The 12,020-nt window shown below is 62.1% G+C and carries 11 protein-coding genes; 3 read left to right on the top strand and 8 right to left on the bottom strand.

What is annotated here, in order from left to right; translation table 11 throughout:
* Positions 1-237 precede the first annotated feature (237 nt).
* The gene (locus CAF79_RS07605) at positions 238-447 is read left to right on the top strand and encodes a cold shock domain-containing protein (RefSeq protein WP_007954750.1); all 210 of its coding nucleotides are present in this window, start codon (positions 238-240) and stop codon (positions 445-447) included.
* Positions 448-582: 135 nt separating this feature from the next.
* On the opposite strand, the gene CAF79_RS07610 is transcribed toward CAF79_RS07605, so the two are convergent.
* The 4 genes from CAF79_RS07610 to CAF79_RS07625 form a co-directional block, all read right to left on the bottom strand.
* Positions 583-960, bottom strand: coding sequence for a hypothetical protein (locus CAF79_RS07610; RefSeq protein WP_085697319.1), 378 nt, complete (start codon positions 958-960; stop codon positions 583-585).
* A 76-nt stretch (positions 961-1,036) separates the two neighbouring features.
* A complete protein-coding gene (locus CAF79_RS07615) occupies positions 1,037-1,846 on the bottom strand; it encodes a putative RNA methyltransferase (RefSeq protein WP_085697320.1) in 810 nt (269 codons plus the stop codon).
* Entirely contained in the window at positions 1,846-2,997 is a 1,152-nt protein-coding gene (gene dapE, locus CAF79_RS07620) for a succinyl-diaminopimelate desuccinylase (RefSeq protein WP_085697321.1), read from the bottom strand. Before dapE ends, CAF79_RS07615 begins: the two co-directional genes overlap by 1 nt.
* Positions 2,998-3,209: 212 nt before the next feature.
* A complete protein-coding gene (locus CAF79_RS07625; RefSeq protein WP_085697322.1) occupies positions 3,210-5,801 on the bottom strand; it encodes a glycosyltransferase in 2,592 nt (863 codons plus the stop codon).
* 274 nt (positions 5,802-6,075) lie between these two features.
* Here CAF79_RS07625 and tcdA point away from each other — a divergent pair, with 274 nt between their 5' ends.
* Positions 6,076-6,894 carry a tRNA cyclic N6-threonylcarbamoyladenosine(37) synthase TcdA gene (tcdA, locus tag CAF79_RS07630; protein WP_039769652.1) on the top strand — a complete coding sequence of 273 codons (819 nt, stop codon included), beginning with the start codon at positions 6,076-6,078 and terminating at the stop codon, positions 6,892-6,894.
* A 135-nt stretch (positions 6,895-7,029) separates the two neighbouring features.
* Here the strand turns inward: tcdA and CAF79_RS07635 are convergent, their stop codons facing one another.
* From CAF79_RS07635 to CAF79_RS07650, 4 genes are all read right to left on the bottom strand, one after another.
* Positions 7,030-7,437 (bottom strand): SufE family protein, encoded by a 408-nt coding sequence (locus CAF79_RS07635; RefSeq protein ID WP_085697323.1) that lies wholly within the window; start codon positions 7,435-7,437, stop codon positions 7,030-7,032.
* Positions 7,434-8,639 carry an aminotransferase class V-fold PLP-dependent enzyme gene (locus CAF79_RS07640; protein WP_085697475.1) on the bottom strand — a complete coding sequence of 402 codons (1,206 nt, stop codon included), beginning with the start codon at positions 8,637-8,639 and terminating at the stop codon, positions 7,434-7,436. The genes CAF79_RS07635 and CAF79_RS07640 overlap by 4 nt, the downstream gene beginning before the upstream one ends.
* Before the next feature lie 124 nt (positions 8,640-8,763).
* The gene (gene dapD / locus CAF79_RS07645) at positions 8,764-9,798 is read right to left on the bottom strand and encodes a 2,3,4,5-tetrahydropyridine-2,6-dicarboxylate N-succinyltransferase (protein ID WP_085697324.1); all 1,035 of its coding nucleotides are present in this window, start codon (positions 9,796-9,798) and stop codon (positions 8,764-8,766) included.
* A gap of 31 nt (positions 9,799-9,829) precedes the next feature.
* Entirely contained in the window at positions 9,830-10,192 is a 363-nt protein-coding gene (locus tag CAF79_RS07650; RefSeq protein ID WP_003222107.1) for an ArsC family reductase, read from the bottom strand.
* 182 nt (positions 10,193-10,374) lie between these two features.
* Between CAF79_RS07650 and CAF79_RS07655 the strand changes: the two genes are divergently transcribed.
* Positions 10,375-12,006, top strand: coding sequence for a Na+/H+ antiporter (locus CAF79_RS07655; protein ID WP_085697325.1), 1,632 nt, complete (start codon positions 10,375-10,377; stop codon positions 12,004-12,006).
* Positions 12,007-12,020: the final 14 nt, after the last annotated feature.

Consider the following 12,020-nt stretch of genomic DNA (forward strand, 5'->3'; position numbering starts at 1 on the left):
ACGGCTTCTGCGTGAGTGAATAAACCGAGCGTTTGCTCGGGCGGTCGATAGTGTGCCGGATTCATGGAAAATCGGCAAAAAAGCGGCGAAGTAATCTTCTGTTGAGAGTTTTGCCGCCTGTCATATACTCGGCGATCTGTCGCCGGGGCCCTCTTATGGACGTCGGACGCAGGCTGACGTTCCGCAAAGGCTTTCCTGCGAAAAGCCTGTTCAATAATAAAAAAGGAGTATGAACAGATGGCAACACGTGAAACCGGCAACGTGAAGTGGTTCAACGACGCCAAGGGCTACGGCTTCATTCAGCGCGAAGACGGGGTGGACGTGTTTGTGCACTACCGCGCGATTCGCGGCGAAGGCCACCGTTCGCTGACCGAGGGTCAGCAGGTTGAATACGCGGTGGTGGAAGGGCAGAAGGGGTTGCAGGCTGAAGACGTTGTAGGTCTGTAACGCAAATCTTCAGAACACCAAAAACACTGTGGGAGCGAGCTTGCTCGCGATAGCAGGCTGACATTCAGCATCATTGTTGACTGAAAGGGCCCCATCGCGAGCAAGCTCGCTCCCACAGGTTTTGTGCATTGTCTGTTACGCAGTCTTCCAGGTGATCTCTTCTTCACCATCGGCGCTGATCCGGATCCAGCGATCCGCCGTCTCTTCACCTTCTTCTTCAACCCACGTCCCCGGCGCGCAGCGTACTTCGACGTTCAGCGCGGCGAACGCGGCGCGGGCGCAGGCAATGTCGTCGTCCCATGGGGTCGCATCGCTTTCCAGGTACAGGCTGTTCCACTTGCCCACGGCTTTCGGCAGCCAGGTCACGGGGATGTTGCCGGCCTTGCACTTGTACGTCTGGCCTTTCTGTACCCATTCGCTGCACGGGCCAAGGGCGGCGCCCAGCCAGGCGGAAATGGCCTTGTGGTCGACGTCGGCGTCTTTCAGGTAAATCTCGATGTCCGGTTGGCGCATGGATGTCCTCACTGCGGGTCTGAAAAATCCATTCGCGGATTTAGCCGGCCCCGGGCTACTTGCCCGAGTCCAAAAGTTATTGAAGAACGAAATAATCGTAGCGCATCGATACGGTGGTCACGAACGGCTCGGCCTGCTCGATCACCGCCGCACGGCGCTCGGCACTGGCACGCCAGCCGTGGGGCGTCATCGCCAGCAGGTTGGCGCGATCCTCGGGCTTGTCCAGCGTCAGTTTGAATTCCAGGGTTTCACTGTGCGTCAGCGCCATGCCTTCCGGCACCAGGGCCAGGTGCTTGTCGTCGGTGTACTCGCGTACTTCGTCGTACAGGCGTTCGCGCAGTTCCATCAGATGGCCGCTGGTCGGGCCGACTTTCATCAGGCCGCCGCCAACGCTGAGCAGGCGCTTGGCTTCCTCCCAGTCCAGCGGACTGAAAACGCTGGCCAGAAACTGGCAGCTGCCGGAAGCCAAGGGCACGCGGGCCATGCTCGCAATCAACCAGGTCAGCGCCGGATTGCGTTTGCAGGCGCGTTTGACGGCTTCCTTCGAGATATCCAGTGCGTAGCCATCGGCGTCCGGCAAAGCCTCGGCGATCTGCGCGGTGTAGTAACCCTCGCCACAACCGATGTCGACCCAACGGGCCGGCGCATAACTCGCCGCCAGTTCCGCCAGACGTTTGGCCACTGGCGCGTAATGGCCTGCGTTCAGGAAATCGCGGCGGGCCTCGACCATCGCCTGATTGTCGCCGGGATCGCGGCTGTTCTTGTGCTGCACCGGCAGCAGATTCAGGTAACCCTGACGCGCACGGTCGAAGCGGTGGCCGGCGGGGCAGGCCACGCCGTTGTCCACCGCGTTCAGCGGTTCACTGCAGATCGGGCACGCGAGCATCAGGCGAGCAACTTGATCAGGGTCTGGTAGTAGATTTCGGTCAGCACATCGAGATCGGCCGCCAGCACGCGCTCGTTGACCTGGTGGATGGTCGCGTTGACCGGGCCCAGTTCGACAACCTGCGTGCCCATGGTCGCGATGAAACGACCGTCGGAGGTTCCGCCACTGGTGGACGGCTTGGTCTCGCGGCCGGTGATCTGTTTGATGCTCGACGACACCGCGTCGAGCAGTGCGCCCGGCTCGGTGAGGAACGGCAGACCGGACAGCGCCCAGTCGATATGCCAGTCCAGACCGTGCTTGTCGAGGATGTCGGCCACGCGTTTCTGCAGGCCTTCGACGGTCGATTCGGTGGAGAAACGGAAATTGAACAACGCCACCAGATCACCCGGGATCACGTTGGTCGCGCCGGTGCCGGAATTGACGTTGGAAATCTGGAAACTGGTCGGCGGGAAGAAATCGTTGCCGTGATCCCAATGCTCGGCGGCCAGTTCGGCCAGGGCCGGGGCAGCGAGGTGGATCGGATTCTTCGCCAGGTGCGGATAGGCCACGTGGCCCTGCACGCCGCGCACGGTCAGTTTGGCGCCGAGGGAGCCGCGACGACCGTTCTTCACCACGTCGCCCACCAGCGTGGTGCTCGATGGCTCGCCGACGATGCACCAGTCCAGTCGCTCGTTACGGGCTGCCAGACGTTCCACCACCGCCTTGGTGCCGTGATGCGCCGGGCCTTCTTCGTCGCTAGTGATCAGGAACGCGACCTTGCCCTTGTGATCCGGGTAGTCGGCGACAAAACGCTCGGCTGCCACAGTCATCGAGGCCAGGCTGCCTTTCATGTCCGCCGCGCCACGGCCGCAGAGCATGCCGTGCTCGTCGATCACCGCGTTGAACGGGTCGATCTGCCAGGCGGTCACCGGGCCGGTCGGCACCACGTCGGTGTGACCGGCGAAGCACAGCACCGGGCCGTCGCCTGTGCCGTGAGTCGCCCAGAAGTTATCCACATCTTCGATGCGCATCGGTTCCAATTGGAAACCGGCATCGCCCAGGCGCTGCATCATCTGCTTCTGGCAATCGGCGTCGACCGGCGTCACGGACGGACGGCGGATCAGGTCGATGGCGAGTTGGAGGGTCGGCGAAAGGTCGGCGTGGGCCGTCATGGAAAACTCCGGATGCTGTAAATGTGGGAGCGAGCTTGCTCGCGATGACGATGTCCTGTTCAACATAAGTGTTGAATGTGACGGACTCATCGCGAGCAAGCTCGCTCCCACAGGTCTAGTGGCAGGCCATCGGGGCCTTGGCCCTGCAAAATGGCGGTTATCTTAAAGCAAAACGGCGACCATTGGCCGCCGTTTAGTGCATCCGCAAGGATTTAGACCACCGGTGCCGGTTCAGGCGCAGCCGCAGGTTTTGGCAGCGACGACAGGAACGCCATGATCAGCGCCGCCACGTACGGCAGCGACTGCACCAGCAGCATGGCCACCCAGAAGCGCATGTCGTTGCTCGGAATGCCCTGCACCAGGAAGATCCCCAGCGCCGCGCCCCACAACAGCAGCATGATGAACAGCTCTTCCCGGGCCTCGGAAATCGCCACCCAGAAGCCATGATTGTCAGCGTTTTTCGGGGTGCGGAAGAACGGAATGCTGCTGGTGAAGAAGCCGTACAGCACCGCTTTGGCGATGGTGTGTGACAACGCCAGACCAGCCAGTGCCGCGCAGAACGCATCCTTCAGGTTCACGCCCACGGCGCGACGGTAGAGGAAGATGATCTTGCCGACCTTGAACACGAACAGCGCCAGCGGCGGAATCGCGAAGATCAGCAGCGGCGGGTCGACCCGTTGCGGCACGATGATCATCGCCGCCGACCACAACAGTGCGCCGACGGTGAAGAAGATGTTCATGCCGTCCGCGACCCATGGCAGCCAGCCCGCGAGGAAGTGGTAGCGCTGGCCGCGAGTCAGTTCGGTGTCCTTGCCGCGCAGCAGGCTGCGGGTGTGACGCTTGATGATCTGGATCGCACCATAGGCCCAGCGGAAACGCTGCTTCTTGAAGTCAATGAAGGTGTCCGGCATCAGACCCTTGCCGTAACTGTCGTGGTAGTACGCCGCCGACAGGCCTTTTTCGAATACCCGCAGACCGAGTTCGGCGTCTTCGCAGATGCACCAGTCGGCCCAGCCCAGTTCTTCCAGAACCGAACGACGGGTCATGGTCATGGTGCCGTGCTGGATGATCGCGTCGCGATCGTTGCGAGTGACCATGCCGATGTGGAAGAAGCCTTTGTATTCGGCATAGCAGAGCTTCTTGAAGGTGCTTTCGTTCTGGTCGCGGTAATCCTGCGGCGACTGCACCACGGCGATTTTCGGGTCGGCGAAGTGCGGCACCATGTGCTTGAGCCAGTTCGGGTGCACGCAGTAGTCGGAGTCGATCACCGCGATCACTTCGGCGTCCTTGGCAGTGTGCGGAATCAGGTAGTTCAGCGCGCCGCCCTTGAAACCGGCCAGGGGCGAGACGTGGAAGAACTTGAAGCGCGGGCCGAGGGTTTCGCAGTAGTCGCGCACCGGTTCCCAGACCGCCGGGTCCTTGGTGTTGTTGTCGATGATCAGGACTTCAAAGTCCGGATAGTCGAGGTTGGCCAGGGCGTCGAGGGTCTGTTTGACCATCTCCGGCGGCTCGTTGTAGCACGGCACGTGGATCGAGACTTTCGGGCGGTAGTCCGAATCGCCGACCACCGGCAGGAATTCACGGCGACGCTTGTGAATCCACACCGCCTCGGCCAGTTCGTGGGCCTCGGTCAACAGCACGATGAACACCCCGAGCGCACCGAGCGCCAGCAGGAAGCCCACCGTCAGGCTGAACCACGTGCTGTATTGCTGACTGTAGTCGTAACCGATCCACACCAGCACCGAACCGCAGAGGAACGCGATAAAGGTCAGGAAGGTACGGCCGCGCTGGCGCAGGGCCGAGCCGTCGATCATCAGCAGGGTCAGCGACAACAGCGCCAGCACCACCGAACCGATGGCCAGCACGCGCCATTGCGGGATCGCCACCACCGGGCCTTCGAAGTTGAATTTCTGCTGACGCGCGGCGTTGAACACGCCCCAGTAAGCGCCGACCGAACCTTCGTCGCTGGCCTTCCAGGGTTGGTCAAACGCTTCGATCACGAAGTAGTTGAAGCCCTGGCGGTTGAGCTTGTTGACCAGAGTGCGCAGGTAGATCGCCTGATCCGCCGGCGACGCATCGGCGCCACCGCGCATGCGGCCGTTGCTCGGCCAGCCCACCTCGGACAGCAGCAGCGGTTTTTTCGGGAACATCTTTTTCAGGTCGCGGGCGCGGTCGAAAACGAACTGCCCGGCCTTGTCCACCGGGATGAACTCCCAGTAGGGCAGAACGTGCGCGGCGATCAGGTCGACGTGCTTGGCCAGCTCCGGGTGTTCTTCCCAGACGTGCCACTGTTCGGAGGTGGTCACCGGCACTTTCACGGCCGCGCGCACCCGGTCGAGCAGTACGCTGAGTTCTTTGGCAGTGATTTCCTTGCGGAAGATCGCCTCGTTGCCGACCACAACGCGAACCACGCTGCGTGAGGTATTGGCCAGTTCGATGGCGCGGGTGATTTCCCGCTCGTTGCGTTCCTGGTCGGGGCTGATCCAGATCCCCAGGGTCACGCGCAGACCGAATTCTTCCGCCAGTTTCGGGATGTCCTGCAGAGAACCGTCGACCGAGTAGATACGGATGTTGTCCGTCAGCTTGCTCATGATCTCCAGGTCGCGGCGCATTTCATCGTCGGACGGATACTGATCTTTCTGTGGGAACTGTCCCTGCTGGAACGGTGAATAGGAGAAACCGGAGATCTGCTCCGGCCAGTTCGGCGCGGAGACGGGGCGATTGATCAGCGCCCAGAAACCGGTGAACAGGGCGGCGATTGCCAGAACCACCACCAGGTTGAGTCCAAATTTACGCGATGACATAGCTGTGTCGGGTTCCAAAGGCTGTGGAACGAAGGGTCGGCTGGTTGACGCCAAGAGGGCGCGCATCCTACACCGGCAGTTCGCCGAGTCCTACAAAAGACAGGGAAATGCCGGATGTTGGGCAATCCAACCCGACTTAAGTTCTTTCGTTTCAGCGTGTAAGACAAATCTTTGTTACGTGCAGCCTTAATTAAAGCAGGCGTGTTCGCCGTTCATAGCGCAAAGATGCTCTTGGCCGCCGACGGCCCTATAATGCGCGCCGGTTTTCAGGGTAATGGTCATGAGTACAGAAGATCCGCGGTTTGCAGGCATCGCCCGTTTGTATGGCATCGAGGGTCTTGAGCGCCTGCGTGCAGCCCATGTGGCGATAGTCGGCGTTGGCGGCGTCGGTTCCTGGGCGGCGGAAGCGATGGCCCGTTGTGGGGTGGGCGAGATTTCGCTGTTCGACCTCGACGACGTCTGCGTCAGCAACGCCAACCGTCAGTTGCACGCGCTGGACAGCACCGTCGGCAAGCCCAAGGTCGAAGTGATGGCCGAGCGTCTGCGCGGGATCAACCCGGACTGCAAGGTGCACGCGGTGGCGGACTTCGTCACCCGCGACACCATGGCCGAATACATCACGCCGAACATCGACTGCGTGATCGACTGCATCGACGCCGTCAACGCCAAGGCTGCGCTGATCGCCTGGTGCAAGCGCCGCAAGATCCAGATCATTACCACCGGCGGCGCTGGCGGGCAGATCGATCCGACGCTGATTCAGGTCTGCGACCTCAACCGGACCTTCAACGATCCGCTGGCCTCGAAAGTGCGCTCGACGTTGCGCCGCGACTACGGCTTCTCGCGTACCGTGACCCGTCACTACAGCGTGCCGTGTGTGTTCTCCACCGAACAACTGCGCTATCCGAAACCGGACGGCAGCATTTGCCTGCAGAAGAGTTTTGTCGGTGACGGCGTGAAGCTGGACTGCGCCGGCGGGTTTGGTGCGGTGATGATGGTGACGGCGACATTCGGCATGGTCGCGGCGACCAAGGCGGTGGACAAGATTGTGGCGGGTGTCCGGCGCCCGGCGGATCGAGTCAAGCCTCAGGCCTGACCAGTGACCGATCGTTCCCACGCTCCGCGTGGGAATGCAGCCCGGGACGCTCCGCGTCCCAAATCAAGAGCCGAGCGCGGAGCGTCCGTTGAGGCATTCCCACGCAGACGGTTCGACGCCTCGACGTGTTAACGATCAGTCAAGAGCGAGTTCACGCATCCGCTGCAACACGGCATTCAAGCCATTGCTGCGCGACGGCGACAACTGCCGCGACAGTCCCAATTGATTGAACCAGTCCGGCAGATCCACCTGCTGCAATTCGCCAGCGGTCAAGCCGTTGACCCGCAACAGCAACAACGCGACCAACCCGCGAATCATCCGCGCATCGCTGCTGGCCGCAAACTGCCAGCAGCCGTCACGCAACTCGCCCACCAGCCACACCTGACTTTCACAGCCGTGCACCCGATTGGCCTCGCATTTGTCTGCGTCGCTCAGCAGCGGCAGGCGATCACCAAACTGCATCAACAGCCGCGCACGCTGTTCCCATCCAGCGGCGTTCTGAAACGTTTGCAGCGCTTCGGCGGCTTCGACCGGCAGGCTCATCGCAACAACTCTAGCGCCTGATCCAGCGCTTCAAAAAACCGCTCCAGATCTTCGGAATCGTTGTACAGCGCCAGCGAAACACGAATCGCCCCGGCCAGCTCGAAACGTTTGAGCAGCGGCATCGCGCAGTGATGCCCGGCACGCACGGCGATGCCTTGTTCGGTCAGCAAGTGCGCGAGATCGGCGTTGTGCACGCCTTCGACGACAAAACTGGCCAGCGCCAGCTGCGGTTTGCCCAGCAGACGAATGCCATTGCGAGCGGCGAGGCCACGCAACAGGTAATCGTGCAGTGCGGCTTCGTGGGCGGATACCGCGTCCTGATCAAGGCCGGCCAGATAGTCGAGGGTCGCACCGAGGCCGATCACGCTGGCAATCGGCGGCGTTCCGGCCTCGAAGCCCAGTGGCGCCGGGCGGAAACGCGCGTCGTGGTAATTGGCTTCCAGCACCATTTCGCCACCGAACTGCCACGGGCGAAGTTGCTCCAGCGCCGGGTTGCGTCCGAACAGCACGCCGAGGCCATCGGGGCCGTACAGCTTGTGGCTGGAAAACACATAAAAGTCGCAACCCAGCGCCTGCACGTCATGCCGGCCATGGACCACGCCTTGAGCGCCATCGACCACGGTCAGCGCGTTATGCGCCTTGGCCATCGCCAGCAGCGCCGGCAGCGGTTGCCACGCGCCAAGCACGTTGGACAACTGGCTGACCGCCAGCAAACGAGTGCGCGGGCCGATCAGGTGAACGGCGGCAGCGAGGTCGATCACGCCGTCATCGTCCAGCGGCAGGATTACCAGCTTCAGGTCGCGACGTTGGGCCAGTTGCTGCCACGGGAGCAGGTTGGCGTGATGCTCCAGGGCGCTGATGACAATTTCATCGCCCGGATGGAAAAGATGTTCCAGGCCATACGCCAGGAGGTTCAGCGCACTGGTGGCGCCGTGGGTGAAGATGATCTGCCCGCTGTCACCGGCATTCAGCCACTGGGCAACCTTCAGGCGACTGTCCTCGAACGCCTGCGTGGCGTGGGCGCCGGGCAGGTGCTGGGCACGGTGCACGTTGGCTGCGCCATTGGCGTAGTAATGCGCCAGCGCATCGAGCAGGGCCTGGGGTTTTTGCGTGGTGGCGGCGTTGTCCAGGTAAGTCTGGTCTTGCCGTTGCAGGGCGGCGATGGCCGGGAAATCGGCGCGCCAGGGGGAGGGAATCATCACGGTTTCAAGCCCTGGTGAAGATGGGCGGGTTAACGCCGAACCCTGTGGCAGCAGGTTTGCCTGCGATGGCGATCGTTCGACCGCCATGGCAAACAGGCCGGCTTCCTCAGGTGAGCTCTGGCGCTTAGTTGTGAGCGTGCAGCGCTTCGTTCAGTTCGATCGCCGATTTGTGGGTCTTGCACTCCACGGCGCCGGTTTCCGAATTGCGACGGAACAGCAGGTCGGTCTGACCGGCCAGTTCACGGGCCTTGACCACTTTGACCAGGTTGTTGTGCTCGTCCAGCAGTGCAACCTTGGTGCCGGCGGTCACGTACAGGCCCGACTCCACGGTGTTGCGGTCGCCCAACGGGATACCGATACCGGCGTTGGCGCCGATCAGGCAGCCTTCGCCGACCTTGATCACGATGTTGCCGCCGCCCGACAGGGTGCCCATGGTCGAGCAGCCGCCGCCCAGGTCCGAACCCTTGCCGACGAACACGCCAGCGGAGACGCGGCCTTCGATCATGCCCGGGCCTTCGGTGCCGGCGTTGAAGTTGATGAAACCTTCGTGCATCACGGTAGTGCCTTCGCCCACATAAGCGCCCAGGCGCAGACGTGCGGCGTCAGCGATACGCACGCCGGCCGGTACCACGTAGTCGGTCATTTTCGGGAACTTGTCCACCGAGAACACTTCCAGCAGTTCGCCACGCAGACGGGCTTCGAGTTGCAGCTCGGCCAGTTCGCTCAGGTCGATGGCGCCCTGGCTGGTCCAGGCCACGTTCGGCAGCAGCGGGAAGATCCCGGCCAGGCTTACGCCGTGCGGCTTGACCAGACGATGAGACAGCAGGTGCAGCTTCAGGTAAGCCTCAGGGGTGGAAGTCAGCTGAGTGTCTTCGGCCAGCAGGGTCGCGACCAGCGGCTTGTGGCTTTCAGCCAGACGGGTCAGCAGCTTGCCTTGTACCGCGTCGATGCCTTTCACGGCTTCAGCCAGTTGCGCAGCCTGGGCGGTGGTGAAGGTGATGGCCTGGTTGCCTTCGGTGTAGCCGAGGATCGGTGCAACAGCGGCAACCAGTTCGGCCGAAGGGTTCAACAGTGGCTGAGCGTAGAACACTTCCAGCCACGCGCCTTGACGGTTCTGGGTGCCGACGCCGAAGGCGATACTGAACAGGGAGTTGGACATGTGAATACCTCTACAAAAAGTGACGGGCTGCTTACTTGAGCGCGGCCGCGTAGATATCTGGCTTGAAGCCAATCAGGGTTCGGTCACCGAGATCGAGCACCGGACGCTTGATCATCGAGGGTTGAGCGAGCATCAGCTCGATGGCTTTCGACTGGTCGAGATCGGCTTTGCGTTCGTCGTCGAGTTTGCGAAAGGTCGTGCCTGCGCGGTTCAACACCGTTTGCCAGCCATGCTCGTCGCACCATTGGGTCAGGTGCTCACGGTCAATGCCGGCGGTCTTGTAATCGTGGAAGTCATAGCTGACAGCGTGTTCATCGAGCCAGGTGCGCGCCTTTTTCATGGTGTCGCAGGCTTTGATGCCGAAAAGGTGCAACGTTTTGCTTGAAACGGTCAAGGAATCGCCCCCTTTACAGGTGCTGGAAAAAAATGGTGTCGGATTATGCCATGACCAGACGGTTTCGCGGCGCCGAGGTTGCTTCTGCTGAGGGTGCCTGCGACATAGGTGCAACGGTCATTCACAGCCTGAGCGGCTAATATGGCAGTTCAACGCTGTCGATTGTCCGGGATTTCCGCTTTATGCAAACCGCTTATACCGTCCTGATCCTGCTGATGCTGGTCAGTGTCTCGCGCCTGGTTGGACGGGTGATTCCGCTGCCGCTGCCACTGGTACAGATCGCCGCCGGTGCCTTGCTGGCCTGGCCGACCCTCGGTCTGCACGTGGCCCTTGATCCCGAACTGTTCCTGTTTCTGTTCTTGCCGCCGCTGCTGTTTTCCGATGGCTGGCGCATGCCCAAGCGTGAACTGTGGCGCTTGCGCGGCCCGGTACTCACGCTGGCGGTCGGGTTGGTGCTGTTTACCGTGGTCGGGGCCGGTTACTTCATTCACTGGTTGCTGCCGACGATTCCGCTGCCGGTGGCCTTCGCGCTGGCGGCGGTGCTGTCCCCGACCGACGCCGTGGCGGTCTCGGCGATTTCCCAGAACCGCTTGCCCACGCCGCTGATGCACATGCTGCAGGGCGAGGCGTTGATGAACGATGCGTCGGGTCTGGTGACGTTCAAATTCGCGCTGGTAGCGGCGGTCACCGGTGCGTTTTCCCTGGCCAATGCCAGCCTGACCTTCGTGCTGGTCGCGGTCGGCGGGCTGGCGGTCGGCGTGGCGCTGAGCTGGCTGGTCGGCCGGTTGCGCGCCTGGATGATCGCCCGGGGCTGGGACGATCCGGCGACCCACGTGGTGTTCATGTTGCTGCTGCCATTCGCCGCTTACGTGCTGGCCGAACGGCTTGGCGCGTCAGGCATTCTTTCGGCGGTGGCGGCGGGGATGATGCAGAGCTGGCTCGATCTGCTGCCGCGCCAGACCAGCACCCGGTTGCTCAACCGCAGCGTCTGGTCGTTGCTGGAGTTCGCCTTCAACGGTTTGATCTTTCTGCTGCTCGGCCTGCAACTGCCGGACATTATTAAAGCGGTGGTCAGCCACGAGACGTCATTGTGGCCGACCCTGTTCTATCGCTGTCTCGATGTGGTGGCGATTTTCCTGGCGCTGGTGTTGTTGCGCTTCATCTGGGTGCAGAGCATCTGGCGTCTGTCGGTGTTGCTGCGCCGCCTGCGCGGTAAGGGTGATCTGACGCAAGTACCGACCGCCCGGTCCTGCTGGCTGCTGACCGTCGGTGGCGTGCGCGGGGCGGTGACCCTGGCAGGTGTGATGTCGGTACCGATGCTGATGGGTGGCGAGGCGTTCCCCGAGCGCGATCTGCTGATCTTCATCGCCGCCGGGGTGATCCTGTTGTCGCTGGTGGCGGCCTGTATTGCGCTGCCTTTGCTGTTGCGCGGCATCGAAAAGAGCCCGGACGACAAGCGCCGCCAGGAAGTGCGCGACGCCTGGCGCAAGACGGCGGAAGCGGCGATCCATGCGCTGGAGACCGAGGAGGTCAACCCGCAGGACGCCGCGCAAGCCGCGCTGGCAGCGGAGCTCAAGGCGCGGATCATGTCCGAATACCGCCATCAACTGGAAGTCTTCAATGACTCGGCCGAAGCCCAGGCTCTGGCGTTCCAGATGGATCTGCTGGAGCGTCGTCTGCGACTCAAGGCACTGCGTGCGCAACGCCTCGAGTTGTACAGCCTCAGCCGTCAGCACCAGATTGGTGACGACGTGTTGCGTGAGGTGCTGGGCGAGCTGGACTTGAGTGAGGCGAATCTGGGGCAGGTCAAATAAGCCACTGACGCCCC

The sequence above is a fragment of the Pseudomonas sp. B26(2017) genome (assembly GCF_002113045.1).
Classification (GTDB): domain Bacteria; phylum Pseudomonadota; class Gammaproteobacteria; order Pseudomonadales; family Pseudomonadaceae; genus Aquipseudomonas.

Bases quoted from the DNA above. Each gene is read 5' to 3' on its own strand.
- CAF79_RS07605 (WP_007954750.1), top strand. From the start codon at position 238: ATGGCAACACGTGAAACCGGCAACGTGAAGTGGTTCAACGACGCCAAG.
- CAF79_RS07610 (WP_085697319.1), bottom strand. From the start codon at position 960: ATGCGCCAACCGGACATCGAGATTTACCTGAAAGACGCCGACGTCGAC.
- CAF79_RS07615 (WP_085697320.1), bottom strand. From the start codon at position 1,846: ATGCTCGCGTGCCCGATCTGCAGTGAACCGCTGAACGCGGTGGACAAC.
- dapE (WP_085697321.1), bottom strand. From the start codon at position 2,997: ATGACGGCCCACGCCGACCTTTCGCCGACCCTCCAACTCGCCATCGAC.
- CAF79_RS07625 (WP_085697322.1), bottom strand. From the start codon at position 5,801: ATGTCATCGCGTAAATTTGGACTCAACCTGGTGGTGGTTCTGGCAATC.
- tcdA (WP_039769652.1), top strand. From the start codon at position 6,076: ATGGTCATGAGTACAGAAGATCCGCGGTTTGCAGGCATCGCCCGTTTG.
- CAF79_RS07635 (WP_085697323.1), bottom strand. From the start codon at position 7,437: ATGAGCCTGCCGGTCGAAGCCGCCGAAGCGCTGCAAACGTTTCAGAAC.
- dapD (WP_085697324.1), bottom strand. From the start codon at position 9,798: ATGTCCAACTCCCTGTTCAGTATCGCCTTCGGCGTCGGCACCCAGAAC.
- CAF79_RS07655 (WP_085697325.1), top strand. From the start codon at position 10,375: ATGCAAACCGCTTATACCGTCCTGATCCTGCTGATGCTGGTCAGTGTC.